21 protein-coding genes and 2 pseudogenes are annotated in these 24,844 nt (G+C 67.2%); 9 read left to right on the plus strand and 14 right to left on the minus strand.

Translation table 11 applies throughout. The annotated features are described in order from the left end of the window. Window positions 1-30: 30 nt before the first annotated feature. Window positions 31-279, plus strand: a complete 249-nt coding sequence (locus BLQ49_RS12360) for a hypothetical protein (protein WP_091716230.1) — start codon at window positions 31-33, stop codon at window positions 277-279. A 53-nt stretch (window positions 280-332) separates the two neighbouring features. Continuing rightward, on the plus strand, window positions 333-1,016 hold the full coding sequence (locus tag BLQ49_RS12365) for a type 1 glutamine amidotransferase domain-containing protein (protein WP_091716231.1): 684 nt from the start codon (window positions 333-335) through the stop codon (window positions 1,014-1,016). Here BLQ49_RS12365 and BLQ49_RS12370 read toward each other — a convergent pair. Continuing rightward, window positions 920-1,453 carry a helix-turn-helix transcriptional regulator gene (locus BLQ49_RS12370; protein WP_244507560.1) on the minus strand — a complete coding sequence of 178 codons (534 nt, stop codon included), beginning with the start codon at window positions 1,451-1,453 and terminating at the stop codon, window positions 920-922. The genes BLQ49_RS12365 and BLQ49_RS12370 overlap by 97 nt on opposite strands. A 185-nt stretch (window positions 1,454-1,638) precedes the next feature. Further along, on the minus strand, window positions 1,639-2,217 hold the full coding sequence (locus BLQ49_RS12375) for a TetR/AcrR family transcriptional regulator (RefSeq protein ID WP_091716232.1): 579 nt from the start codon (window positions 2,215-2,217) through the stop codon (window positions 1,639-1,641). Window positions 2,218-2,328: 111 nt separating this feature from the next. Between BLQ49_RS12375 and BLQ49_RS12380 the strand changes: the two genes are divergently transcribed. After that, window positions 2,329-3,027 (plus strand): glutathione S-transferase family protein, encoded by a 699-nt coding sequence (locus BLQ49_RS12380; RefSeq protein ID WP_091716233.1) that lies wholly within the window; start codon window positions 2,329-2,331, stop codon window positions 3,025-3,027. A 255-nt stretch (window positions 3,028-3,282) separates the two neighbouring features. Here the strand turns inward: BLQ49_RS12380 and BLQ49_RS12385 are convergent, their stop codons facing one another. Beyond that, window positions 3,283-3,846 carry a TetR/AcrR family transcriptional regulator gene (locus BLQ49_RS12385; RefSeq protein WP_091716234.1) on the minus strand — a complete coding sequence of 188 codons (564 nt, stop codon included), beginning with the start codon at window positions 3,844-3,846 and terminating at the stop codon, window positions 3,283-3,285. A gap of 111 nt (window positions 3,847-3,957) precedes the next feature. Here BLQ49_RS12385 and BLQ49_RS12390 point away from each other — a divergent pair, with 111 nt between their 5' ends. Further along, on the plus strand, window positions 3,958-5,364 hold the full coding sequence (locus BLQ49_RS12390) for an amidase (RefSeq protein WP_091716235.1): 1,407 nt from the start codon (window positions 3,958-3,960) through the stop codon (window positions 5,362-5,364). A gap of 326 nt (window positions 5,365-5,690) precedes the next feature. On the opposite strand, the gene BLQ49_RS12395 is transcribed toward BLQ49_RS12390, so the two are convergent. After that, window positions 5,691-6,869 (minus strand): glutathionylspermidine synthase family protein, encoded by a 1,179-nt coding sequence (locus tag BLQ49_RS12395; RefSeq protein WP_091716468.1) that lies wholly within the window; start codon window positions 6,867-6,869, stop codon window positions 5,691-5,693. Window positions 6,870-7,709: 840 nt separating this feature from the next. Between BLQ49_RS12395 and BLQ49_RS12400 the strand changes: the two genes are divergently transcribed. Together BLQ49_RS12400 and BLQ49_RS12405 are read left to right on the plus strand one after the other, a co-directional pair. Next, entirely contained in the window at window positions 7,710-8,087 is a 378-nt protein-coding gene (locus BLQ49_RS12400; RefSeq protein ID WP_091716236.1) for a hypothetical protein, read from the plus strand. 128 nt (window positions 8,088-8,215) lie between these two features. Then, window positions 8,216-8,515, plus strand: coding sequence for a PilZ domain-containing protein (locus BLQ49_RS12405; RefSeq protein ID WP_091716237.1), 300 nt, complete (start codon window positions 8,216-8,218; stop codon window positions 8,513-8,515). Between the two features lie 365 nt (window positions 8,516-8,880). Here the strand turns inward: BLQ49_RS12405 and BLQ49_RS12410 are convergent, their stop codons facing one another. The 5 genes from BLQ49_RS12410 to BLQ49_RS12430 all read right to left on the minus strand — a co-directional run bounded on the left by BLQ49_RS12410 (window position 8,881) and on the right by BLQ49_RS12430 (window position 16,326). Then, on the minus strand, window positions 8,881-10,464 hold the full coding sequence (locus BLQ49_RS12410) for an HdeD family acid-resistance protein (protein ID WP_244507561.1): 1,584 nt from the start codon (window positions 10,462-10,464) through the stop codon (window positions 8,881-8,883). Window positions 10,465-10,671: 207 nt separating this feature from the next. After that, the gene (locus tag BLQ49_RS12415; protein ID WP_091716238.1) at window positions 10,672-11,793 is read right to left on the minus strand and encodes a hypothetical protein; all 1,122 of its coding nucleotides are present in this window, start codon (window positions 11,791-11,793) and stop codon (window positions 10,672-10,674) included. 59 nt (window positions 11,794-11,852) lie between these two features. Next, the gene (locus BLQ49_RS12420) at window positions 11,853-12,809 is read right to left on the minus strand and encodes an antibiotic biosynthesis monooxygenase (RefSeq protein WP_091716239.1); all 957 of its coding nucleotides are present in this window, start codon (window positions 12,807-12,809) and stop codon (window positions 11,853-11,855) included. Continuing rightward, entirely contained in the window at window positions 12,806-15,514 is a 2,709-nt protein-coding gene (locus BLQ49_RS12425; protein ID WP_091716240.1) for a molybdopterin-dependent oxidoreductase, read from the minus strand. The genes BLQ49_RS12420 and BLQ49_RS12425 overlap by 4 nt, the downstream gene beginning before the upstream one ends. Next, on the minus strand, window positions 15,511-16,326 hold the full coding sequence (locus tag BLQ49_RS12430) for an FAD binding domain-containing protein (protein ID WP_091716241.1): 816 nt from the start codon (window positions 16,324-16,326) through the stop codon (window positions 15,511-15,513). Before BLQ49_RS12430 ends, BLQ49_RS12425 begins: the two co-directional genes overlap by 4 nt. 602 nt (window positions 16,327-16,928) lie before the next feature. Here BLQ49_RS12430 and BLQ49_RS12435 point away from each other — a divergent pair. After that, entirely contained in the window at window positions 16,929-17,237 is a 309-nt protein-coding gene (locus BLQ49_RS12435) for a hypothetical protein (RefSeq protein WP_143012249.1), read from the plus strand. Between the two features lie 79 nt (window positions 17,238-17,316). Here BLQ49_RS12435 and BLQ49_RS12440 read toward each other — a convergent pair whose 3' ends face one another. The 3 genes from BLQ49_RS12440 to BLQ49_RS12450 all read right to left on the minus strand — a co-directional run bounded on the left by BLQ49_RS12440 (window position 17,317) and on the right by BLQ49_RS12450 (window position 20,086). Then, on the minus strand, window positions 17,317-18,282 hold the full coding sequence (locus BLQ49_RS12440) for a helix-turn-helix domain-containing protein (RefSeq protein WP_091716243.1): 966 nt from the start codon (window positions 18,280-18,282) through the stop codon (window positions 17,317-17,319). A gap of 92 nt (window positions 18,283-18,374) precedes the next feature. After that, the gene (locus tag BLQ49_RS12445) at window positions 18,375-18,632 is read right to left on the minus strand and encodes a hypothetical protein (protein WP_091716244.1); all 258 of its coding nucleotides are present in this window, start codon (window positions 18,630-18,632) and stop codon (window positions 18,375-18,377) included. Between the two features lie 92 nt (window positions 18,633-18,724). Then, window positions 18,725-20,086, minus strand: coding sequence for an MFS transporter (locus tag BLQ49_RS12450; protein ID WP_244507562.1), 1,362 nt, complete (start codon window positions 20,084-20,086; stop codon window positions 18,725-18,727). Between the two features lie 145 nt (window positions 20,087-20,231). Between BLQ49_RS12450 and BLQ49_RS29675 the strand changes: the two genes are divergently transcribed. Continuing rightward, the gene (locus tag BLQ49_RS29675) at window positions 20,232-20,471 is read left to right on the plus strand and encodes a hypothetical protein (protein WP_167627696.1); all 240 of its coding nucleotides are present in this window, start codon (window positions 20,232-20,234) and stop codon (window positions 20,469-20,471) included. A gap of 346 nt (window positions 20,472-20,817) precedes the next feature. Here BLQ49_RS29675 and BLQ49_RS28960 read toward each other — a convergent pair. Further along, a pseudogene (locus BLQ49_RS28960) lies at window positions 20,818-20,919 on the minus strand (IS630 family transposase); the annotation flags it as partial. Between the two features lie 496 nt (window positions 20,920-21,415). On the opposite strand from BLQ49_RS28960, the pseudogene BLQ49_RS12455 reads away from it, so the two are divergent. After that, a pseudogene (locus tag BLQ49_RS12455) lies at window positions 21,416-21,659 on the plus strand (arsenical resistance protein ArsH); the annotation flags it as partial. On the opposite strand, the gene BLQ49_RS12460 reads toward BLQ49_RS12455, so the two are convergent. After that, entirely contained in the window at window positions 21,659-24,829 is a 3,171-nt protein-coding gene (locus BLQ49_RS12460; protein ID WP_425283996.1) for an efflux RND transporter permease subunit, read from the minus strand. The pseudogene BLQ49_RS12455 and the gene BLQ49_RS12460 sit on opposite strands and share 1 nt — an antisense overlap. Window positions 24,830-24,844: the final 15 nt, after the last annotated feature.

Below are 24,844 nucleotides of genomic sequence, written 5' to 3' on the forward strand. Positions count from 1 at the left end.
TCTACTCAAACTTGACCGAAGGAGAAGACCATGCCCCCCCGAACCGCCTATCCCGTCGTCTCCTACCTGCTGCTGGCTGAGCTCGGCGCTGCCCTGTTCGGCGGCACCGCAGCATCCGCCGAGGAGCGCATCACCCTGGAGATCATCGGCGCCGTCCGCATGACGGGTCCGGCGATGGTCCGCCCAGCGGACGCGACGCCTGTCAGGGCCGAGGACACCCAGGCGCGCGAGGCCAGCGCCGAGCGTTCCACCGAGAGGATGGCGGTCCGTCACGACTGACCCGCCCGCGATCCTCCGAACGACCACCCCCCAACCGACACCGGAGAACGACGATGAAAATCCTGATGGTGCTCACCTCGCACGACCAGCTCGGCGACACCGGCCGCAAGACCGGCTTCTGGCTGGAGGAGCTCGCCGCGCCCTACTATGTGTTCAAGGACGCCGGCGCAGAGGTGGTCCTGGCCTCGCCCAAGGGCGGTCAGCCGCCCCTCGACCCGAAGAGCAACGAGCCTGGCTTCCAGACCGACCTGACCCGCCGCTTCGAGGCCGACGCCGAAGCCAACGCGGTCCTGGCAGACACCGCCCGGCTCGCAGGCGTCAGCCACGAGGGCTTCGACGCGGTGTTTTACCCCGGCGGGCACGGTCCGCTCTGGGACCTCGCGGAAGATGCCGCCTCAATCAAGCTGATCGAGACCACGCTCCGCGCCGGCAAGCCCGTCACTCTCGTGTGCCACGCCCCCGGCGTGCTGCGTCATGCCAAGTCGCCCGACGGCAAGCCGCTGGTCGAGGGCAAGGACGTCACCGGCTTCACCAACACCGAGGAGGAGGCGGTCGGCTTGACCGAGGTCGTCCCGTTCCTCGTCGAGGACGAACTCAAGCGGAACGGCGGCAGGTTCTCGAAGGCCGGCGACTGGGAGTCCTATGTCGTGGCCGACGGCCTGCTGATCACCGGGCAGAACCCAGCCTCGTCCGGACCGGCGGCCGAGCGCCTGCTGGCGCATCTCCGCCAGGGCTGACCGGCTGCACCGACCGGAATCGGCGCTGTCCCGCCTACGACCAGCGCCGCCATTCCCCAAGGCGTCCGGTCGGTGGCCGCCTTGAAGGTCCGGTTGAAGTGGCTCTGCGAACCGTAACCGCAGGCTAGGGCCACCTCGCCGAGGGGCTGCCCGGTCCGGAGCAGCCACTTGGCCCGCTCAATGCGCCGCGCCGCGAGGTAGCGGTGCGGCGGCAGGCCGAAGCTGATCCGGAACATCTTCGCGAAGGGGAAGGTGCTGAGCCGCGCCTCGGCCGCGAGCTGGTCGAGCGTCAGCGCCTCGTCCAGGTGCGCCGCGGCCATCTCCATGACCCGGCGTCGCACCGACGAGGACAAACCGGCGCGAACCTCGCTCGGCTTCTTGTCGATGTGCCGGCGCAGGACGCCGTGCAGGAGACGGTGGCAGGCGGCGTCCGCCAATCGACGCGGGCCGCGACGGCCTAGGTGAATGACCGGACCAGCACTTGCCGGTCAGCGTCGTCGACGCCCGACCAGGGCGGGAAACAGTCGGTGTGCTTCTGAATGGGATATGCGCTGAACCGGTCGTCCAGCGTGAATCGGATGCGGTTGAGGCGCCCAGACTCGTAATTTCCAGATGAAAAACTTCACTGGCTTGGGAGCAAACCCATCCGTCGGTAGCTTTCGATCAACTCGTCGAATAATTTCACGTCCGAACGGCTGCGGGCGATGATCTGCGCCCCGGCGACAGCAGCATAAATGGCGCGAGCCCTCAACGCACCCTCGGCTGGCGAGGCGAGTTTGGCAGCGACCAAATGTTCGCAGAGCCAAGCGGTGTTCACGTCGGCGAAAGTTTGCACCTCCTTCAGCACTGGCTCGGGCAACTCGTCACGTTCCGTCGCCATGAAGCTGCTCAGGCACATGCGATTATCGCGCTCCAGGGATAGCCGGAAGATGCTCGGGTATCGCTGCAACGCTTCAGTTGGGCTTCGGGCATCTGTCGAGATAGCTTCGAGATCGCGGGCGATGTCTTCCCAGTAGCGCCGCGCAACCGCCTCGCCGAGGAGGGCCTTCGTAGCGAAGTGGTAGTTGATGCTGGCAGCCTTGATGCCGACCGTCTCCGCGAGGTCGCGGAAGTTGAGGCCGCCGTAGCCATAGGCCATCGCCGCCTCCTTGGCGGCCACGAGGATGGCCTCCCTCACATTCCCCTTTGACGTCGCTGCCATATCCGACCTCCGCCTGTCATATGGCAGACAGGGGTTGACGATACAAGACGGTAGACCTAGCTTGCAGCCTGTCATCTGACAGACAGGCAGCTCAGGGAAAGCGAGACGACGATGTCCGACAAGCTCAAGCTCTTCACCTCCCCTTCGGCCTTCCCCAACCCGCAGCGCCTGCGGATTTTCATGCACGAGAAGGGCATCGCCGACCGCTTCGACGAGACAATCTACGACATGTCGCCGGTGGGCGAGCAGCGGGGTTGGAGGCACCTGAAGATGAACGCTTGGGGCGAGACACCGACGCTCGCGCTCGCCGATGGTTCTTACCTAAGCGAGACCTCCGCCATCGCCCGCTACCTCGACGACACGTTCGAGGGCCGCAAGATCATGGGCGGGACGGCGCACGAGCGTGGCCTCGATCAGATGTGGGACAACAGGGTGTGGGTGCACATCCTCTACCCCATCGTCACCGCCTTCCACGTCCTGCACCAGGGATTGGGCCCGAAGCTCGAACTGACCAGCAACCCGGCTTGGGGCGAGCATTCACGGAAGGTGGCGCTGGCGCATGCCGGTCTCGTGGACCGGCATCTCGCGGATGGCCGCGACTGGCTGCTGGGTGGCGATCAGCCGACGTTCTCCGACATCACGTTGGCGACGGCGATTGCGTTCTCCAAGTTCCCTGTCAACGCCACCCCGCTCGATGAGCGGTTCGAATATCTTGATGCCTTCTGGCGGCGCTGGCAGGCTCGGCCGACCTTCATCGCCGCGTATGCCGACCGTAGCAGCGGTGTGCCAGAGATCGACAATCGCACGTGAGGTTCCGCGGTCGGGCTGGCAACCGCCCGACCGCGATGCCGCTTGAACCAACTTCGAGCGGCATTCTGCGATGGCCGCTTTGGGGATGCGGTACCGAAAGACCCAACCGCCGGTTTGGGTCGGATCCGGAATGTCCCCCTTCATCTCGCAGGCCACGGTCCGTCCCCGGCCGAGCCGACTGCACTCAAGGAATGCGAGGCCCCACCCGGTTGAGGGTGAGACGAACGCTTGTCCTGCGGGCCGCGACCCTGGGCCTTAGGCCGGCAGGAGCCCCGAGGCGCGGTAGCTCTCGATCAACCTGTCGAACTCTGCGACGTCCGATCGGCTCCGCGCGTAGAGTTGGGCGCCGGACACCGCGGCGAAGATCGCCCGCGCCCGCGCCTCGCTCTCCTTCGGCTTCACCGCCCCGGCCATCTCCAGCACCTTGGCGAGCCAGGCGATGTTGACGTCGGCGAAGCCCTGCGTCTCCCGCTGCACGGCCTCGGGCAGGTTGGCGTACTCGGCCGACATGAAGCTGCACAGGCAGAGCCTGTTCCCGTCCTCAAGCGACCGGCGGAAGGTGCCCGGGTAGCGCCGCAGGCATTCCATCGGGTCGCCGGTCGTCTCCAGCATGGTGTCGAGCTCGACCGCGATGTCCTCCCAGTAGCGCCGTGCCACGGCCGCGCCGAGATCCGCCTTGCTGGCGAAGTGGTGGTAGATGCTCGCCGCTTTGATGCCGACGTCCGCGGCAAGGTCGCGGTAGCTCAACCCGCCGTAGCCGTGCGCCTGCGCGGTTTTCCGTGCGGCGGCCAGGATCGTCTCCTTCGCGTTCGTGCTCACCCCTGCCTCCGTCCCGGAATCAGAAACCTACCAGTCGTTAGTTAGGGGTTGACGGCCCGGAAATCCAGACCTAACTTCCAGCCTACCGAACGTTAGGCAGGCAAAACGATCATGACCCAGGACATCATCTTCTCCGACGCGACCCGGCTCGCCGAACTGATCCGAAGCAAAAAGCTCTCGCCCGTCGAGGTCGTGCGAGCGCACCTCGACCGCATTGAGGTCGTCGACCCCAAGGTCAACGCCATCGTCACCGTCGCGGAGGGCGCGCTCGCCGCCGCGAAGGAGGCCGAGGCGGCGGTCATGGCGGGTAAGGACATCGGCCCGCTCCACGGCGTGCCCTTCACCGCGAAGGACTCCATCGACACCGCCGGGGTGATGACCCAGCGCGGCTCGCCGATCTTCAAGGGCCGCACCCCCGATACCGACGCGACCAGCGTCGCCCGCATGAAGAAGGCCGGCGGCATCCTGCTCGCCAAGACCAACCTTCCCGAGTTCTCCTACTGGATCGAGAGCGACAACCTGCTCTCCGGCCGCTCCAACAATCCCTGGAACCTGAGCCGCACGCCCGGCGGCTCCAGCGGCGGCGAGTCAGCGGCCATCGCGGCGGGCATGTCGCCGTTCGGGCTCGGCACCGACCTCGCCATCTCGGTGCGCGGCCCGGCCGCCCAGACCGGCATTGTGTCCCTCAAGGCCACCCACGGGCGCGTGCCCATGACCGGCATCTGGCCGCGGGCGCCCCGCCGCTTCTGGCACGTCGGCCCGATGGCGCGCTCGATCCGCGACCTCGCGCTCGCCTTCTCGCAACTGGCTGGCCCCGACGGGCAGGACGCCTTCGCGACCAGCACCGTCCCGTTCGACGCCGGCCTCGGCGCCGCACCGGACCGCAAGCTCCGCGTGGGTTGGATGGTCGGGCCGGGCTTCGGTCCCATCGACACCCAGGTCGCGGCAACGGTGAAGGCGGCCGCCGAGGCACTGAAGGGCGAGGGTCACCACGTCGAGGAGGTACGCATCCCGGCGCTGGAGCGAGACTTCGCCCTCGACGTGTTCAACAAGCTGCACGTCATGGAGATGAAGCCGGCCTTCCGCGAGGCGACGGCCGGGCATGAGGATCAGATGTACAGGATGGCCAAGACGATGCTGTCGCTGCCCGACACCACGGTGGACGACTACGTCGCGGCCGAGCAGGCGGCGGAGCGGCTCCGGGACGGCTTCGCCGCCTATTTCCGGGACTTCGACGTGCTCCTGACCCCCGTGCTGCCGGTGCCGGCGCACGAGCACGGCATCGGCGAGCTCGTCGTCAACGGCGAGACGGTCGACCTGACCTACCTGCAGGGCGCGACCGTACCGCTGAACGTCACCGGCCTGCCCGGGCTGTCGATGCGGTTCGGGACGAGCCGCGCGGGCTTGCCGATCAACATGCAGTTGGTGGGAAGCTGGCAGGCGGAGACGACGATCCTGCACGCGGCCTCGGTGCTGGAGGCCGTGAGCCCGGTCCGGGGCCTGCACCCGAGCCTGTGACACGTGAGACCGGGGCCGGAGATCCGTCCGGCCCCGGACCGCCGGGACGGCGAAACCTCGCGGGGTTGTCGATGACAGGACAGGCGGCAACGAGCGAAGGATGTTGTGGCCGCCCGAGCGACCACTCCATCTCCATGGCAGCTCTCGGGCTCCAAGCGGGCATTCGCGTGGTTGCAACTGCAGGTCCGCTGATGGCGCAACGCTGTCAGGCGTTCGCTCGGATCGACCGTCCGCTTTTCAGGTTCGCCACCCGAGACCAGATTGGCGGAAATCCACCCTGTGCGGATATTTGCTGTCGACTGTTTCTAACGCAGTCCCGCCCTCGATCATGGCACAATGAAGTGCGGCACGAACTGCGATGTGTCGTTCGAGATCGGCCCCGCACTTTCGCGCAGGATCATCCCAGCCGGCTCGTCGCCCACCACCCACGATCCGATGACGACGCGCCGCCCGTCGAACTCCGGGATCGGCGCCAGGGCTTGGCGGACGTAACCGCCCTCGGCGTAGGGGCCGTCCTCAGCGGCAGAGACCTGGCCGTCGGTGACAATCATCACGTTCGCGCCCTCACGCCCTGGCAGGGGCTTGCGGGCAAAGCTCTTGCCCAGCGCGACCTTGCGCGGGTCGTTCTCGAAATAGGCCGGCAGCAGGTTCGGATGGCCGGGGTGGCGCTCCCAGAGAAGGGGTAGGATGCCCTTGTTGCTCAGAACCATCTTCCAGGCCGGCTCGATGAATGTCGTGCCGCTGGCGGCGATCGCCGGGCCGAAGCTGTCCCGCAGGAGCCATTCCCACGGGTAGAGCTTGAACAGCAGGCGGACTGGCTCGCCGCCGCGATCGACGAACGTCTGGCGACCGCCCTCATGGCGTAGGCCTATGTTTGACACGTCAACAAGGCGCACCTTCAAACCGGCCTGTGCGGCGCAGTCCGCGAGGTATCCAACCGTGCCACTATCTTCGGGGAACTCCGTCATGCAGGTCAGGTGCAGCCTGTCGCCAACTTTGGCCCGGATCTCGACGAGGCGGGCGAGCAGGCGCTCGTGGACGGCGTTGAATTGGTCGGCGCCCGCCGGCAGCGCGCCGCTCGAGCGCATATCCTCCAGCCAGCGCCACTGGAACACCGCCGTCTCGAATAGGGCGGTCGGCGTGTCCGCGTTGTACTCCAGGAGCTTTGCCGGGCCGGTGCCGTCGTAGGCCAGATCGAAGCGGCCGTAGAGATGCGGGTCGCAGGCGCGATGGCTGTGCGTTACCAGTGCGTGCGCCCAGTCCGGGATGCCGAGCCGCCGCATCAACGCCGGGCTCTCTACGATCTCGGCAGCGAGGTCGAGGCACAGCCGGTGCAGCTCTGCGGTAGGCACCTCGAGGTCCTCCTCGATCTGCGGGAGGGTGAAGCTGTAGCCTGCGTTCTCGCACCAGACAGTGTGCCGATCTTCGCTGGTGTGAAAATCGTAGCCGACCTCAATGGCGATCTCGCGCCAGTCTCCACGTGGGTTGAGAATGTGGCGGCGCATCACCCACCTGCCCCGTGGGCAGCCACCGCACGGCCCGATCCGCCAAAACCTCCGAACGTCGTGGTGCCAGTGTTAGCACGCGCTTCAGACGCGCCGGTTGAGGTGCCAGCTTGGAAGGACCCACCATGCCCACCGGACGGCGAGGCCCCAGTACTCCGGCCTGGGGGATCCTGTGCGAGTGAGCGACCGTCATTGCACCCCGGCGAGGTGGTGCGTCCGTCGCGGTCGCAGCCGGATCGAGCCGGGTTTTCCACCACCTGCTGCGGTTGGGGGCTCGGCGAGGCGCTCCGGTTGTATTGCCAGCCGGCGAGCGCAGTCGAGCCGAGCAGCACCAGAGTGACTTGATGCGACCGCTTCATAGCCGGCCTGCTGCGCTCGCCCGCTGGGGTCGAACGCAGCGTTGGAGCAGCGCGACGGCCAAAGATCGGTTGAGCACCGCGCCGCAGCATCGGGGATCCTCTCTTTTCGATCCAGACTTTACCCGAGGGTCGGTTACTTTCTTGTTTTGAATGCGATCCCCGCGTCAAAAACTTAGGTCGGCGGTCCAACGGGTAATTCTGCACCCGCGCAGCGTGAGCAACTGGCAGCAACGCCGTGGGGAAATCTAACTCCCGGAACGGTTGAGCGTCTTGGCGATCGGCGCAAGCGTCATCGATCCGATGCCCGAGAGGTTCGCAGCCCAAGCGTCCCACTTGGGGAGGCATCGCGAAAATATACACGCTGGGGCGCAGCGCTGGGCCCGGGCGCCGCTGTGGCGACGGAAGCCAGTAAGCCGGTTGATCGCCGTTATCATATCGCTCGGCGTTGGAGCTTAGGGCGGCGGGAGTTAAAACGCGTGCCATGTTCGATGATGCGGCCGCTCGGCGCTATCTCACAGGATTGGCCCCGGTCGCTCGGGGGTCGGTGCGCTGGCTGATCTATGACGATATCCGGCAGTGGGTTTCGGTAGTTGATGGCGAGATCGCCCCGCTGCGAGAGGACTGCGAGCAGGTGCTGAGAGCATCGAAGGAAGGCAACGTCAGAGCATCCTTCGTCGATGCGATCCGTGAGTTCCTTGCCGAAGGGACCGATTGCATCCCGCAGATCGTCGCCCTCTCGTGCGCCGTGTTGCTGCAGAGCGATGGTAATCTCGATGCGGTTTTCGCCCGGATACAGTCTGGCGTGATGGCAACCCTCGTCTATCCCCAGGATGTATTCGTTCGCCCGGTCGCCGCGTGATTGGGCCCAGCGCAGTTGCGGGCCGGTATGCCGTATCCGATGGAGATCCAGACAATTCGAGTATTTGTCGTGATTGGCCCTCCACCGGTCCCGTGCATGCTATGACGCGATAGCTGAGGACACCTTGAATGATCGAGCGTCGGGCGGAAAATCGGACCCGCCTCAATATCCCCGGCATGATCTTGATCGACGAGCATAGGACGGTGCCCTGCATCATCGCCGACCGCTCAGCGACCGGCATTCGGGTTACGCTGCCGAACACCGAAACCCTGCCGGACGTCTTCATCCTCACCTTCGACGACACCGGTGAGGCGCTCGTCTGTCGCGCAGCTTGGCGAAAGGCTGACCAGATCGGCTGCATCGCCGATGTGCTGGTTACCGCTTGGCTGGTGCAATCGTCACGTGGGCCGCAGGTAGCCTGGCACTGATCCACCACGCCACTTCAACGCCCGCAGCCGGGTCAGCCGCGCGGTGGCGCCAAGCTGTCCTCAGCTGATCACCTCTAGGATGGTCAACCGCCACGGATGAGGTCACAGGCCTGAGCAGATCGTATCGAGCCGCCCGACTTCGCTCCGAACGCCGTCTTCAGCCAACGCTAGACGTCAGCGCAGGTGAAGGGTCTACCGCGGAGCACCCCGCGACCAAGTCTGCTTCGATGCATCCGCCGTGCAGAAGCGGATTTTCGTCGATCGCCCAGCAACCTCTCGAGTTGGGGGCCGTGAGTACGCAGGAGCGCTAGGGTCCGTTGTTGGGCGGCCATGAGGCCGATGAACGCCGGACGGAACCCATCCTCTCAGGCAGCCTTCGCCGCCTCAGCACCCGCGCTGTTCAGCCCACGCTTGCGGGCGACGGCTTCCGCTCGCCAGTTGCGCATCAACCGCCGCCTGACGCCCCGCCAGCTCATGGCCGGCACCGGCGAGACGGGATCGATCAGGGCGCTCAGGGCTCGCGAGTAATCCAGGACCAGACCGGGGGTCCACGTCATCGCACTGGCGCCGTTGCGCATGAGCGCAGCCGCCCAAAATTCCGGGCTCAGCACCGCGCGCGCCAACCTGCGCCACGGCGTGCCATCGCTGCAAAAGCTGCCCTCGACAGCAGCGTCGAGGGCGTTGGCCACGACCGTTGAACAGTTTCGGCCGACGAGATTGTAGGTCGCGTCCCGGCGATAGTTGCTCCAGAACGCGCGTAGGCGACCGCCGTCGATGCCTTGAAGGGTGACCACCACGGTCGCCTCGCACCAATCGGCCGCCTCTTCGCGGTAACTCGGCAGGAAGCGGCCCGGCACGTTGTTCTCGGGACCGGCGCGCAGGATCCCGCGCAGGTTGTCGGGCGACCGCTCGATCTCCACGGCGGGGTAATGGCTCAGATATAGGGGGCCTTCGCTGAGAAGGTCCCCGCGGGAGCCGTTCCCTCCATAAGAGGCCGCCAGCTCCATGGCCGCGTGGCCGGTGGAGATATGCCCCACCCCATTCACCGAAACGACGTAGCGGTGGACGAGCCGGCGCCGAGCCGGAATTTTTGCCGTCCCGGTGGGTGTCCAAACATAGACCCTGACGGTGTCCGAGCCGCCCGCCTGCCTGAATGCGCTGGGGGATTCCGGCAGGCGCCGTAGGCGCAGGCCGAGGATCATGACCTTGGTACCGGACAGCATCAAGAAGGCGCCGATGCTGAAACCGACCGTGCCGGCATACCATGTCGGGTAAGGCTGCAGGGTGAGGATTCCAAGGAGGACGCCGAGCCCCCCATGCACCACCGCCCAGTGCCAGCCGGGGAAGCGCAGGACGTGCGAAAGGACGATCCGCGACAGGCCATCGAACAGGAAAGCAGTACCGAACAGCATCGCGAGGAGGAACGTGCTCGAGGCCGAAGCGAGCATCGTCAGGACGGCCACAACGAGGAGGATCGCGGTTTTGAGCAAGCGCAGCCGTCGCGCGGCCCCGGTGGCGACTAGGCCGCGTACGCCCGAGCTCGCAGCCTCGAACACAAGGAGGAGGCCGAACCAGCGATCCGGGATATGCGTCGCACCATCGAGGGCATCGATCACCAAGGCGCCGCCGAGTCCCGTCCAGACCAAGCCCACGCCGGCGACGCCCCCCCAACGGCGGTGGACCGCTTCGCGTCCCACCAGCAGCAGCCACAAAGGCAGAGGCCGCGGGTTCATCGAAGTGCTGGTTTTTGCGAGCAGCATTGCTTCGTCAGGATCGCTCCCGCGCTTGGCTTCGGCTAGGCGGAGGATGCCCTGCACCTTCGGGCTGAGCGGCGCTGGGGCAGACGCGCCATCGCCGGGCAGGTCGGGCGACACCTCACCCGTCAACACATCGATCTGGTGATTCGGCGTTGAAGAAAGGGTCATGCGAAGAAAGCCCTGACGCGTCATTGCCGCCAGCCGAGGAACCAGAAGAGAACGAAAGCCGGGCGCCTTGATCCTGCTTCAGCCAGTTTTGTTTTGGTAAGAATTTGGCTCGAAACAACTTTTCCACAATGCGATGCTGGCCATCTTAAGATAGATTGCCGTGCGCCCCATCGCATGACGCTTGGTAGCGCCGGAGTGCCATCGTGAGCTCCAGCAATCCTGCGGGCGTTCTTATTTGAGGTGGTAGGCGACGCCGGCGATCAGCGCCTTCTCCTCGGTGTTGAGTGTCTTCCGCGGATCTCCGCCAAATTTGTTGTGCCAATACTGGAAGCCGACGAACACCTCGACCCGGTTGGGCGTGTTCTCGAGCAGCTGCCCGACATCCAGGACCAGGTTGGTTTGCGAGACGAATTCAACCTGCGTCTGGTTGTCATTGATGAAGCCGTAGCGTCCCTTGGGCAGGATCAGGGTGTTGAAGCCGGCCAGTGCCAGGGGCAGGCCAGTGAATGCCAGCGGGATAGTGTAGGTCAGCTCGAATTCCGGCGTCATCTTGTACTCGACGCTGCGGAAATGTGAGTAATCGAATCCCGGAGTCAGATTTGGTTGGATGGGGCTTCCGGCCAGACCGTTGCGGGAGAACTCCTTGTAACCTTGGACCTTCAGGTTCACGAACCCGTCCGGCACGTCAAACGCAAAGCTGACCCCGAAGGTGCCAGCACGCTTCTCGGAATCGAAGGTCGTGTCCTTGGTGTTGATGTCGGCCCCAAACGACAGCCCGATATCCTTCACTAAGCCCGGAATGGCGAAGACATCGGTGTCGAAGATCTTGTTCGGGCTCAGGACGCCTCGGTAGATCAGGTAGACCTCGGTCGCGCCGAAATCCTTCTTAAAATTCACCTTGTCGCCCGCCGGGTCCTGGGGTCCGGACCGGAGGATGTCGAGGGAAATCAGGTTGGTGCCGTAGGCCCAGGAATCGGCGTGGAACAGGTTGACCACGTTCTTGGGCACCTCAACAGGCTCCCCGCGGCTGCCGACGCGTGGCACGTAGATACCGGGCTCCGCGGACGGCCCTTGGAAACGGTAGCTGACCACCGTGTCGGAGAATGAGAAGAACGACGGTGGCGGGGCGGCCATCACGGTCGCGGCGGCGACAGGAACCCCGGCCTCCTGTCGGTTCGGCCCGGTCGAGGCCCATTGCGTCGTGTTAAGCGTTTGGTCGAGGGCTTGGGCGAGGGCTTGGGCGAGCGGCGTCTGCGCGGGCGTGCCCGCCTCGGTCTCGGACCGGGCAGCGCCGATGCCAAGCAGCACGGACGCTGCGATCAGGAAGCCCGTTGCGGGCAGGCCCATGCGCATCGAGCCTCTCCCCGCCGGGCCGGCAGGTCGAGCCTGAGCGATCGGTGCGACCGGGTTCGTCACAGCACTTTCCAGAAGACCAGGATCATCACCGCATAGGCCGCGGCCAGCAGGCCGGCGCCCTTCATGTCGACGAAAGCCTGCTTGTCCCCGGCGGGCGCCAGCCACCAGCCGAGCCGCTGGGCGGCGAACGGCACGAGGCGCGCGGTGATCAGCACGCTGACGACGTTGCCGATGAACAGCGCCAGGGGGAAATCCAGCTTGAGAGTCCCAGCCAGGAACGGCGTGCCGATCAGCAATCCCCAGAGGAACACCGTCGGGTACAGCGTCAGGAGGACGATCATGTTCATCTTCCACGCCGGCAGCGACGGGGCGCCCTCCGGCGTGGCATTCCGGAACCATTGCTCGAAACCGCTCTGGACCATCCGGGTGTGGAATTCGGCGGTCAGCGGCGCCGCTTCTTCGACCAGGGCCTGGCGCTCCGGAGAGTTCAGCCAGGCTTGCAGGTTGGCGTCGCTGTCGAACCGCAGGATCGCAACGAAGTCCTCCTGGACCCCCGGCACGGCCGGCTCGAGCCGATAGCCCTGCAGGCCGCGCGCGTGCGACTGGGCGGCCGCGACCTTCCGCTCCCAGCGAAGATATTCGGCCTCCATCCCGGGCTTCACCCGGGTGCTGATCACCGCCGAGACCGGGGCGGTACGGGCCGCGCTGGCATCGTCGGTGACGATGTGAACGTCGTCGCGGCCGACCAGCATCGGGGCGGCGCCCTCGATGCGGGATTGCCGCTCCGGCGAGCCCAGCCAGTGCCGGGCATGGTCCAGGCTGTCGAAGCGCTGCAGGATCACCCAATCGACCTGCAGCGGCGGGTGCGGCGGCATCAGCCGCTGCTCGATGAAGCCCGGAAACGTCGCCACCACCGCGCTGGTGTCGCCCTGCCACCGGGCGAAGGCGTCGGCGCTTTCCGGCCGGACGGTCGTCTGGGTGACGATGCTGACGCTCGCCGCTGACGTGCTCATGCGCCGGCGAGCTTTTCGAACAGGCGGTCGGGGGTGAACGGCAGATGGGCGAACCGCACCCCGGTGGCGTCGGCCAGCGCGTTCGAGACGGCCGGGGCCACCGGGTTGATGCCGCACTCGCCCTGCGATTTGGCCCCGAGCGGGCCGATCCGGTCGACGGTATCGGCGAAGAAGATATCGGTGTGGGGCGTGTCCGCGAAGGTTGGGATCCGGCAATTGCGCAACTGCGGGTTGACCATGCGGCCGTCGCCATCGTGCACCATGGTCTCGACCAGCGCCCAGCCGTAGCCCATGCCGACGGCGCCATCGAGCTGGCCCCGGCACTGCATCGGGTTGATCGCCTTGCCGATATCGGCGGCGTGGACACTGTGCAGGATCCGGATCTCGCCGGTCACCCGGTGCACTGCCAAGCGGACACCCTGCACGTTGAACGCGATGGTGCGCGGCGATAGATAGGATTTCCGGCTGACCATGAACCGGTGGTCGACCTTGGTGCCCTCGGCGTGGAGCTCGGCGAGGGTCAGGCGCCGGTTGCCGCAGACCACGCCGCCATCGGTGTCGAGCCGGCATTGCTCCACCGGCACCCCGGTGAGCTGGCTAGCGAAGTCGAGGATGTCCTTCGCCATGGCCTCTGCGGCTAGGTGGACCGCCTTGCCGCCGACCACGGTGCCGGTGCTGGCGAACGTGCCGGTGTCGTAGGGGGTGCGGTCGGTATCGGCGTTGATGATCGCGACATCGTCGGCGCGCGTGCCCAGGACCGCGGCCGCGATCTGCTTGTGCGCCGTGGTGATGCCGTTGCCCATCTCGGTCGAGCCGCAGGCGAGATGGTAGGTCCCGTCCGGGCGCAGGTGCATCGCGGCGCCCGAGCGATGCTCGGTCGGCGGTCCGCATTCCAGCATGGCGAGCGCCACGCCGGTACCCTCGGCCCAGTCCGCGCCCTCGGGCTTGACGACGCCGTTGCCCTTCTCGAGTTCGCGCTCGACGATGTCGAGGCACTCGCCGATGCCGTAGCTGCCGAAGCTGGCGTCGCTCGGCTCCTTCCAGATCGACTCGATGTTGTCGCCGGGCTGCACGACGTTCAAACGCCGCATCGCGAACGGATCGATGCCGAGCTGGCGGGCCAGGGCGTCGATCGCGCATTCGATCGCGAAGGTGGTCTGCGAGGCGCCGTAGCCGCGGAAGCCTCCGCCCGGCACCATGTTGGTGTAGACGGCGTGGCCGATGCCCTTCTTGTTGAGGCAGCGATATGCCGCGATCGGGCTGGCCATCGCGGCCCCCAGGGTCTCGCCGCCATGGCCGCCATAGGCCCCGGTGTTGGACACCACTTCCACGTCGAGCGCTGTCAGCGTGCCGTCGCGACGGGCGCCGATCTTCACACGGGTGGTCATCGGGTGGCGCGTGGTGGCGCCGATGAACTCCTCCTCCCGGGTCCATTCCCACTTCACCGGGCGGCCGAGCTTCATCGTGGCGAACAGGACGAGGTCTTCTGAGACCATCTCCTGCTTGCCGCCGAAGCCGCCGCCGACCCGCTCGGTGAACACGTGGATGTCCTGGTGCGAGATACCCATCAGGTAGGCGAGCTTTTGCCGGACCGCGAACGGCGCCTGCGAACTGGTGCGGACGTGCCAGCGCTGGTCCTCGCCCTGCCAGGCGATCGAGCCGTGCGTCTCCAGGTGCGTATGCTGGACCCGGGTGGTCGAATAGGTCTGCTCGTGGATCACGTCGGCCTCGGCGAAGCCGGCGGCCACGTCGCCGATCTCGCCCTGGAGCGTGCAGAAGATGTTGCTGTCCCCGGTGACCTGCTCCTTGTGGTGCAGCAGCGGCGCGCCGGGCTGCATGGCGGCAACCGGATCGAACACCGCCGGCAGGACCTCGTACTCGACCCGCACGGCCCGGCATCCCGCCTCGGCGGCCGCTTCGGTCTCGGCGACCACGGCCACGACCCGCTGGCCGGCGAAGCGTGCGACGTTGTCGAGCAGCAGGATGTCGTCGGGATCGACCAGATGGTCCTCGTGCAGGGCCGAACTGAACCGGCGCTTCGGCACGTCCTGCCAGGTATAGACGGCGACCACCCCGGGCAAAGCCCGCGCGGCGGCATCGTCGATCGCCACGATGCGCGCGTGTGCGTGGGGCGAGCGCAGCACCTTCAGGTGCAGCAGGCCCTCGACGGCGACATCCATGGTGTAGCGGGCGCTGCCGGTGAGGATGGAATCCGTGAAGGGGTTGGGCAGGCTTGCGCCGAGCGCCCGGCCGGGCAGGTCCGCTTCGATGTTGCAGCGGCCATGCAGCGCGTCGTTGATCGAGCGGTAGCCGGTGCAGCGGCACAGGTTGCCCTTCAGGGCGTGCGGCAAGTCGGCCTTCTGCGCATCGGTCAGCGTCACCGCAGTCATGATCATGCCGGCGGTGCAGAAGCCGCATTGGAACGCCTGCGCGTCCCGGAAGGCCTGCTGCATAGGATGCAGATCGTTGCCGCAGCCGGACAGGCCCTCGAGGGTGGTGACCGCGCGGCCCTCGGCCCGAAACGCCGGGACCAGGCAAGAATGGAACGGCTTTCCGTCGATATGGACGGTGCAGGCGCCGCAATCGCCGGCGTCGCAGCCCTTCTTGACGCCGAACACGTCGAGGTCACGCAGGAAGGTCCGGAGGCACTGGCCGGGGGCGGGTTCGGCGGCGTAGTCGCGGCCGTTGATGGAATACTGGGTCACGCGAGCTCCGTCCGGATCTGTTCAGCGAGGTATTGCGTGACGTGACGCTTGTACGGGGCCGAGCCGTGGACGTCGGCGAAATAGGCCTCCGGCGGCAGGCGCGCGTCGAGGGCAGCGCGCAGGTCGTCGGCGGACGGGCAGGCGGGGAAGCGCAGTTGCACCGGCCGGGGCGTCGCCGCCGTCACCGTGAGCAGGAAGTCGGTGCCGTCCTGGCCGAGCGTGCCGATAATCAGCGCCGCCGAGCGCCCGAACTTCGTCAGCGAGACCTGCCGCATGGCCGTCCGCTTCGCCAAAGCGGCGGCGGGCAGGTGGATGCTGCGCAGCAATTCACCCGGCTGCAGCACGTTCGCGTGGTTGCCGGTGACGAATTCGGCCACCGGGACCGTGCGCGGCGCACCGTCCCGCGGCCACAGCGTGCAGACGCCCTCCAGGGCCGCGGTCAGCGAGATCATCGCGCCCGCCGGCAGCGACATGCAGATATTGCCGCCAATCGTGGCGGCGTTCCAGATCTTGAACGACATCAGGAACGCGTCGATGCAGTGCCGGAACAACGGCACCGCCCGCCAGTCCGGCGGCCCGACGAAGTCGTGCACCTCCACGATCCGGCAGGTCGCGGCGATCTCGAGCCCGGCCTCGGTCACCGTCAGCGGTGCCCAGCCCAGCCGCTCGAGATCGATCAATGTGTTGACCGCCACCTGCGGCTCGGAGAACAGCCAGGTGCCGCCGGCGAGCCACGAACACCCGTCGTGCCAGCCCTGGACTTCGGCGAGTGAGGTCGGCCGCTTGACGTCGACAATCGTTGAGATGTTCATCGGCAGCCCTCAAGGCTCTTAGTCAAGAGATCTACGCATGTCATGAGAGAAGCGTTACCGATCAAAAGTAAACAATTTCCATATATAGCATTAAAATCAACATTTATTCGGATAGATATCAATGCTCAAAGACGGATAGCCAATCCTGATCAATGATTTTGACGCAGAATGCACCGGCACTTTGCTGGCCATCGCACGATTGATCGAGCCATCCGCTCGGTCACACCGCGGCGGAGGCGCCAATCATGGCGTTCGCAAGATCCTCGCCTCGTGGAATCTCGCTGAATTTTCATCATCTATTCGAACTCGTCGCGGAGTAAACATACGAGGTCTACACGTGTCAATACAGCACATCGAAAGTCGAATAGATTATATGTAACTGCTGATAAGAAAGGTTTTGAAATTGATTAGTTCAGCGGAATGCCAGTAAAACGAGCAGGTTATCTGCTGTTCAAGTGCTATATCGACATCAATGCCCTGCTGTGGCGGATGGCGGCCGACGGCTGTGAGACGGAGCGACAAGAAAAATCGTTGCGCCGGGCACTTGTCGGCGGCTGCCCATCTGCGCAGTTGATGCGGTACCCTTTCACGGGCCCAGCTTGGTGTGGGGACAGAGGTCGCGGATCCATATTGACCTAGCTGGCGGCATCGCCGGCGTATCGCGCAACCTCAACACGGATGGGGCAGGTCATCGTACAAGACCCGGCCGGCCGAAGCCGCTCAAGGCCGGGCTGCCGCTGTCCCTAGCCAGCTTCAACACCGTCATCCTGCTCAAGCGGCGCCACGGCTTCCGCGCCGAGAACGACACAAAGTTGAAGCTCGTCTCGCAGGCCAACCTAGTGCTCAATGTCTGGAAGCTGATCGCCAACGCCCTCAACGGCGTGCAGGTCTTCGCGGGGCTCCAGTACTGACAAAATACGTTCTGCGGCGTTCCGTGGAAGACGCACGAAACCAAGGAGAAGGCGCAGATCGCAGGCGCTGCCTAACACCTCAAGTAGAAATGCCCAGGCCAGCGCGCAGCTCGCGCGGCGACAAGCCAAAGCGCTGGCGGAACGCGCGGTTGAAGCTTGGGACGTCGGTGAAACCGCAGGCATACACGATCGTGGCAATCTGCATCCCGTCGGTGCGCGGCGTCGCCAGACGGCGATGGGCCAGATCGAGGCGGGCGTCGCGGATCGCGGCCGCGACGCCGCCAGTGCCCGCGAAAACCCGGTACAGCTGGGCACGGGAGATGCCGAGCGCCGCCTGGATCTCTGCCGGCCCGAGGCGAGGATCGTGCAGCCGGCGCATGATATGGGCCCAGGCTACGGACGCCACCGCCTCGCAGGATAGGAGGGAGCCCGGCCGCGCTTCCGGATCCCGGACGCGGTTGCCCAGCAGGTGCAGCAAGCCCTCAAACGCCGCCTGCGCCTCGTCCTGCGACATCCAGGCGGCGGTGACGGCGAACCTCCGCAGGGCGGCCTTGAACTCGGCGAGCGCCGGATCGCCGACGATGCAGCGGCCTGCAAAGGCGTCGACCGGGCCGATCCAGGCCTCGAAGGTGGTGCGCGGAAGCGCCAGCCGGATCTCGGCGTAGTCGCTCTGAGTGCCGGCCACCAGGGGCCGGTGGCGCGACAGGAAGCTGATGTCGCCCGCCCCGAGGCGGCCGCCGCGCTCGCCCTGCTGCTGATAGCCGATCCCGTCGAGACCCAGGCCGATCACCACCGTCTCGGGACCGTTCCGGTCGAGCTGGCGGGGGCCGATGGTCAGGCCGACCGGGCTGCTCACCGTATGGGTCAGGCCCCAGCCCGCCCCCGACACGACGATGCGCTTGGCCCGGAACGCGTCGCGGGGATGTACGCACCCGACATCGCCGAAGGGCGCCAGCGCGGTGGCGCGCCAAAACTCGAAGGCACGCTTCGGCTCGACGTGCCGGGTCGTCTCGATGATGCTGGGAACGAGCGCCGGAAGAGACACGAGGCGAGCTCCGGCGCGGACCGATCCCGCAACTAACCTGCGATTGCCGGCCCTCCCGGCAAAATCAAGGGCCGTCCGCCCACACCGGACGACTATTCGGCGCGGTGCGGCCGGGCGCGGTGGTGATGGAGCAGCCGCGCCTCGATCTCGGAGCTGTGCGTCCCGGCCGGGACGCCGACCACGTCGCCGTTCCGGACCGCCTCGCGGATGTTGCGGCGCGCGCCGCGCCCCTCGGTGCCGCCGGGCTGGGTGATCGCCGAGTCGCCGGATGGGACCAGCACGGTCTGGGCCTGCGCCCCACCTGCGAGGCCGATCGACAGGGCGGCGGCCAGGATCCGTAGGAAGGGCATGACGGGAATCCTTTCGGCGGCGCAGTCCATATCGCCGCCGTGCCGAGATAGGGCCCCGGGCGCCGCACGGTTAGCCCCGCCCGGCGGACGCGCTAGTGCATCACCGGCTTGCCGGAGCGGCCAGGCGGACCGCCGAGCACGAGGGCGCCGCTGGCAACCAGGGTGGCGGTGAGCAGGCCGAAGAGTGCATGGACCCCATAGCCATCGAGCACCGGTAGCAGGACGATCGGCGTCAGGGCGGCGGCGACTCGCCCGCCGGCCCAGGCACAGGTGAGGGCCGAGGCCCGCGACGCGGTCGACATGAGTTCCGACGCGTAGACCGCGAGAAGACCGCCATAGATCGCTGCGGCCGAGTTGAACGCCAAGCCGATCAGGACCAGGGTCGCGAAGGTCTCACCGACCGCGAAGATCGTGCCGAGGACCACCATCGCAGCCACCAAAGCGACCAGGCAGGCGCGCCGCTCCAGGCGGTCGATCACCGCGGCGGTGAGCAGGGTCCCGAGCGGCGGCCCGAGCATCGACAAGCTTGCGAAGGCCAAGGACTGGTCGACCCGGAAGCCTTTCCCCAGCATCACGACTGCGCTCAACAGGGGAAAGCCCACCGTCGCCCAGGGACTGAGCGCGTAGAGGGCGACGAACAAGGCGGTCCGGCGCCGCTGCCGCGGCTCGGCGAGCATCGCTCGGAACCCTGCCTGCACCGGATGGCGCGGATCCAGGTCCGCCTCCGCGGGCACCTCCGACGGGGCGATGCCGGCCGCGGCCTGGAAGCGCCGGCAGGCGCGTTCGGCCTGGGCGGCGCGACCGGTTGCGGCCAGCCACCGCGGCGAGTCCGGCAGCAGGGCGAACAGGACCGCCCCGAGAACCGCCAGGACCGCACCGAGTGCCAGGGCCCAGCGCCAGGCCGCGATCTCGAGCGGGGGCGCCGGCGCCAGGGCCTGGACCAACAGGATCACCGCCGTCCCGCCCAGAAAACCGATCCCGGCGCAGACCAGCAGCATCGCGCCGCGTCGCCGTGGGGGCATCACGTCGGCGAGGTAGGTCGCGGCCAGGGGCGGGAAGCCGCCGATCGCGAAGCCCGACACTGCCCGGGCGAGGGTGAGTTCTGTGAGGCCCGCGCTCATGGCGGCGGCGGCCGATCCGATGGCCATCAGCACAAGGGTGGCCTGAAGCGCCGTCCGCCTTCCGAACCGGTCGCCGAGCAGGCCGAAGATCGGCGCGCCGACCGCGCCCCCGGCAAAGACCGAGGCCAGCAGCAGGGACAGGCTGCCCCGCGGCATGTTGTGGGGCGGCGCCAGGAAGATCGCCGCCAGGGCGTTGCTGAGCGTGACCTCGGCCACGTCGGTGAACAGACCGAGGGTGCAGACCGCCAGGATCGCCAAGTGGAGCCGCGTGACCGGTAGACGGTCGAGGCGCGCAGCGATCGTCGTCGGCGCATCGCCGGAGTGATCTTGCACAACAGCACCGGGGGCGACAGGGCGTCCGGATGTTTCCGTCACCAGGGCTGTTCCGTTCTGGCCCGGCGGTTGATCGTGGCCGGTAACGGGGCGTGATAACCGCACGTTGCGCGTTCCGGAATCAAAATCAGGCCAAGCAGGTCCGATGCTGCGCCTCGTCCACCGATTTGCCGTAGATGAAACTGCCGAAGCTTCAGCGCTCGGTCGTGGCGTAAGGCTTTCGTCCTTGACCATGACCGGCACGGTCAGTGCCGGGCTCGGCACCGTCGCCGAATCGAACTCCGTCGACGGCATCCGCTCCCAAGTCAGCTTCACGAGGGCGTGCCATCTGAAAACCCGCGGCTGCCCGCCGAGGATTCCCACCATGGGCTCGTCCTACCGCTGATAGCGCGCGCCGGACTGTCGCGCAGCGTGGTGGCGGAGGGAACAGGGCATCTGTTCGGAGGATGCGCGGCCCTTGCCGTGACCGTGCTGACGGCCGAGGGCGTCGTTCATCCTGCTTATGAGGCCACGGCGGACGCCACCCGCGTGCACCTCCCAATGCACCCAGGGGCCATCGGCTACGACGAGCGCGAGCAGGAGACCTTCATGGAGTGCGACAAAAGCTGGATCTACCTCGCTGCCATCCGGGGCAGCGGCCCGGGCTCGACGGCGGCTTGGCTGTGGCAGCGCCTCGGGTGCATCCGCCGGGAACGGATCGAGGCGGCGATGGCGCGGTCGCTCGATCTCCTGGCCGTCCACGTCTCGTCGAGGAACACGAGGCGCGCGAGATCGAGGTCGGGCTGGCCCTTAAACTACGCCTCGCGGGCGGCCTTCACATCCGGGCGATCGCGCCTGCCGCGTCGACCACCCGCTCACGCAGATCCTGGCTGTAGGGTCGGCCCATGCTCTGCTCCTCATCGGGAGCGCCCAATGACTCAGCCCAACAGCCCGACGTGACCCCCAACTCGCCGATCCAGCTCAGTCCAAAAACGCTCCAGTGCCACTCCAGGTAAGCATCCCCTCAGCTCCACCACTTATCTCCCGCAGGCGGAAAGAGAGTGGTGTCAAGGACTTAGGAGATAGCGCCCCGGGCCTTCTCCCCGAGGTTTCCCATCGTCGGCGCCGATTCGTCCCCGCGTCGGGATCTGCTTCTCGACGTTGCTCCCTGATTTCACCGTTGGACCGAGCTCGCGTGGGATTCGTCCCTTCGACGTGATCGCGGCGGGCGGATAAGCGCGGCACCGGCCCCCGCTCTGAACGACGGCAAAATCCTCGATCGACCGCTTCTTCCAGACAGGGCCAGGACTGCCCGACGACATCACCGCCGATCACCCGACGGTGCAGGCGCGGATGATCACGATCCCGAACCAGTCCAGCGTGCCGATGGCCTGCGGGAAATTCGACGACGTCGGCCGGATGAGGCCGGGACCGCTTTACGAGCGCGTCGTGGCCGTGTGCGAGGCGCTGATGACGTTCACGCTCCTGATCCGCGAGCGGGCCGATGACCTCGTGGACCGCTACAGCGCGCGGAAAGCGCGCGCGCCGAAGCGGTCAAAAGGGCGCAGCGGCCGACATAGCCGTCGCGAAGAATCAGACCGACTGTGATTCCGGTTCGCGAAAGCGCGCGAAGGACGTCGCCAAGACCGGAAGGACGACGAGGTTCAGAAGCGTCGAGCTGGCGAGGCCGCCGAGGATCACGATCGCCATCGGCCCCTCGATCTCCCGACCGGGCTCCCCGGCGCCGAGCGCGAGGGGCAGCAGCCCCAGGCCCGTGACGAGGGACGTCATGAGGATCGGCACCAGCCGGTCGGCGGCCCCCTCGATCGCCGTCACAGCGGTCCACGGATGCCCGTCCACGAGAACCAAGTGCTCGTAGTGGGCGATCATCATGATCGTATTGCGCAGCGAGATTCCGAGCAGCGTCACGAAGCCGACGATGGCCCCGAGCGAGACGATGCCGCCGGTTGCGGCCACAGCCAGCACCCCGCCGACGAAGGCGAAGGGCAGGTTGACGAGGACGAGCAGGAGATTGGCGAAAGAGCCGGTGACGACCGCCAGCAGGAGCACGACCCCGAGCCCCGCCAGCCCGGCGTAAAGCGCCAGGTCGCGGCGGGCCTTGGCCTGCGCTTCGGCCGCCCCCCCGAAGCCGACATCGACGCCGGGGGGCAGCTTCACCGCCCGGGCGACCTTGCGCTTCACCGCCTCGGTGAACGAGGCGAGGTCGCGGCCCTCGACATTCGCCGTCACCACCCGCACCCGCTGCGCGCCGTAATGCCCGACCGCGTAGCGTCCTGCCGTCTCGTAGATGTCGGCCACCTGCGCGAGCCGGATGAAGCTGCCGCCGGGGGTCCGCAGGGGCAGGTCGCCGAGGCTCGACGGCCGTGCGCGGGCAGCCGGATCGAGGACGACCACGACATTGAAGACGGCGTTCCCCTCGTAGGACTGACCGACCGTATCGCCCTGAAAGGCCGTACGGGAAAGCTCCAGCACCTCGATCGCATCGAGGCCCCAGTGGCGCAGATCGTTGGGCCGCAGGGAGATGTTGACCTGCGGGAGCCCCGCCGGCGACTTGAGCTGGATGTCCACGGCACCCCGGACCTCCGCGACCTCTCGGGCCACGTCCCGGGCGGCGGCCTCGATCCGGTCGAGATCCGCCCCGTAGACGCTGATGACCACCGGAGCGGTGAAACCCGACACGACCTCCTCGATGCGCTCCGTGAGGAAGGTCTTCAGGGAGAAGGTCGCGCCCGGCGTGGCCGCCATCAGCGCGCGAATCCCGGCCTCGGCCTGCTGCTGCGCCCTGCCGTCGAGATCGGCGACGAGGTCGATATGAATTTCGCTTTCGTGGGTGCCGCCGAGATCGTAGCCCGCCTCGGCCCGGCCCACCTGCTGGGCGACGGCCCGCACCCCGGGCACGCTCTTCAACCCTGCGGTCACATGGCCGCCGAGCCGCAGCGTCTCCTGCAGAGAGGTTCCCGGGGCCGTGGTCATGTGCAGGATGAAATGCCCCTCCTTGAGATCGGGCAGGAAGGCACCGCCGAAGTAGGGTACCGGGACGGCACCGGCGAGGACGGCGATCAGGCCGACAAGGCCGACAGCGACCGGATGGCGGATCAGCCCCTTCAGGAGGCCGGCATAGATGCCGCGGAGGACCCGGGTGACCGGTGGCTCCCGGACCGGAAGACGCCTGCGCCCGGCGAGCAGCAGGCGCGCCAGGGCGGGTGTCACCGTCAGAGCGACCAGGAGGGAGGTCAGCACGGCCAGGATGTAGGCCAGCGCGAGGGGACCGAAGAGGCGACCGGGCACACCGGGAAGGGCCAGCACCGGCAGGAAGACCAGCAGCACCGCGACGGTTGCGTAGGCGACCGAGACCCGAACCTCGAGGATGGCGGCCAGGACGACGCGGCCCTCCGGCAGGGGAGACGGGAGGCGCCGGTTCTCTCGCAGGCGTCGCATCGCGTTCTCGACCCCGATCACCGCATCGTCCACCACCTCGCCGATGGCGATCGCGAGGCCGCCGAGGGTCATGGTGTTGAGGCTGAGGCCCAGGGCCCCCAGCACGAGGACCGCGCCGATCAGCGAGAGCGGGATTGCGGCGGCGCTGATGAGCGCCGTGCGCCAGTCGAACAGGAAGACCAGCAGCACCACCACGACGAGGAGGCCACCTAGCGCCAGGGCTTGCAGGACATTGCCCGTCGCCTGTGCGACGAAGCCGGCCGGGCGGAACAGGTCGGTGCGCAGGGTGATCCCGTTCCGGGCGAGCCCAGGCCGCAGCTCGGCGAGTGCCGCCTCGACCCCTGCGGTGACGTCGACGGTGTTGGCGCCATACTGCGCCCCGACCATCATCAGAACGCCCGGCTTCCCGTCGATCAGGGCGGCGCTGATCGCGGGTTCCGGGCCAGCCACCACGTCGGCGACGTCGCCGAGCACGACGCTCGCGCCGCCCTCGTTGACGAGCACCGTCCGGGCCACCGCCTCGGGTGTCACCGCCTGCCCTTCGGTCTGGAGGGCGATGCGTTGATTGACCGTGTCGATGAACCCGCTCCCCCGCACGCCGGTCGCCCTGCGGCCGGCGGCGAGCACGTCGTTCAGGCCGATCCCGAAGCGGACGAGATCCTGGGGCCGCACCTGGATGCGGATCGAGCGGACATCGCCGCCATAGACCAGGACTTCGCCGACCCCCGGGGCCGCGAGGAGGCGCAGGCGCACCCGCCAATCCGCGACCGTGCGCAGATCCATCAGAGAACCGGCCTCGGAGGTCAGCCCGATGAGCAGGACCGAGCTCGTCGAGGAGGTCAGGGCGGTCATCGTCGGCGTGGCGACGCCCTGGGGCAGGCGGCCCGCGACCCCGGCCAGCCGTTCGCTGACGAGTTGGCGCACCCGATAGATGTCGCTGCCCGCGCCGAAGGTCGCGGTGATCACCGAAACCCCCTGGATCGAGTTCGACCGCAGCGTGGCGAGGCCGGGCAGACCGCTGATCGCCCCCTCGACGGCCTGCGTGACGAGCACTTCGACCTGCTCCGGGCTCAGGCCGGGGGCCTCGGTCTGAACCGTCACGGCAGGGGGCGCGAATTCGGGGAAGACGTCGTACTTCGCCGAGTTCAGGGCGAGGAGACCGTAGACGACGAGCGCCAGGGCGAGGGCGACGAAGATCCCCGGTCGGCGCACGGCAAGGCTCACCAGGGTGGCCTGTAGGCCGGATGGACGGTCCGTCGCGGGCCCCGGCTTCGGAACGGCTCCATCGACCGCCGGCCGATCGATCGTGCTCACACGGGA

This window comes from Methylobacterium phyllostachyos (assembly GCF_900103445.1).
Lineage (GTDB): Bacteria > Pseudomonadota > Alphaproteobacteria > Rhizobiales > Beijerinckiaceae > Methylobacterium > Methylobacterium phyllostachyos.

What these genes read in the sequence shown, in the direction of transcription:
- BLQ49_RS12360 (WP_091716230.1), top strand. Translation starts at nt 31, where the DNA reads ATGCCCCCCCGAACCGCCTATCCCGTCGTCTCCTACCTGCTGCTGGCT.
- BLQ49_RS12365 (WP_091716231.1), top strand. Translation starts at nt 333, where the DNA reads ATGAAAATCCTGATGGTGCTCACCTCGCACGACCAGCTCGGCGACACC.
- BLQ49_RS12375 (WP_091716232.1), bottom strand. Translation starts at nt 2,217, where the DNA reads ATGGCAGCGACGTCAAAGGGGAATGTGAGGGAGGCCATCCTCGTGGCC.
- BLQ49_RS12380 (WP_091716233.1), top strand. Translation starts at nt 2,329, where the DNA reads ATGTCCGACAAGCTCAAGCTCTTCACCTCCCCTTCGGCCTTCCCCAAC.
- BLQ49_RS12390 (WP_091716235.1), top strand. Translation starts at nt 3,958, where the DNA reads ATGACCCAGGACATCATCTTCTCCGACGCGACCCGGCTCGCCGAACTG.
- BLQ49_RS12395 (WP_091716468.1), bottom strand. Translation starts at nt 6,869, where the DNA reads ATGCGCCGCCACATTCTCAACCCACGTGGAGACTGGCGCGAGATCGCC.
- BLQ49_RS12400 (WP_091716236.1), top strand. Translation starts at nt 7,710, where the DNA reads ATGTTCGATGATGCGGCCGCTCGGCGCTATCTCACAGGATTGGCCCCG.
- BLQ49_RS12405 (WP_091716237.1), top strand. Translation starts at nt 8,216, where the DNA reads ATGATCGAGCGTCGGGCGGAAAATCGGACCCGCCTCAATATCCCCGGC.
- BLQ49_RS12410 (WP_244507561.1), bottom strand. Translation starts at nt 10,464, where the DNA reads ATGACGCGTCAGGGCTTTCTTCGCATGACCCTTTCTTCAACGCCGAAT.
- BLQ49_RS12415 (WP_091716238.1), bottom strand. Translation starts at nt 11,793, where the DNA reads ATGCGCATGGGCCTGCCCGCAACGGGCTTCCTGATCGCAGCGTCCGTG.
- BLQ49_RS12420 (WP_091716239.1), bottom strand. Translation starts at nt 12,809, where the DNA reads ATGAGCACGTCAGCGGCGAGCGTCAGCATCGTCACCCAGACGACCGTC.
- BLQ49_RS12430 (WP_091716241.1), bottom strand. Translation starts at nt 16,326, where the DNA reads ATGAACATCTCAACGATTGTCGACGTCAAGCGGCCGACCTCACTCGCC.
- BLQ49_RS12445 (WP_091716244.1), bottom strand. Translation starts at nt 18,632, where the DNA reads ATGCCCTTCCTACGGATCCTGGCCGCCGCCCTGTCGATCGGCCTCGCA.
- BLQ49_RS29675 (WP_167627696.1), top strand. Translation starts at nt 20,232, where the DNA reads ATGCTGCGCCTCGTCCACCGATTTGCCGTAGATGAAACTGCCGAAGCT.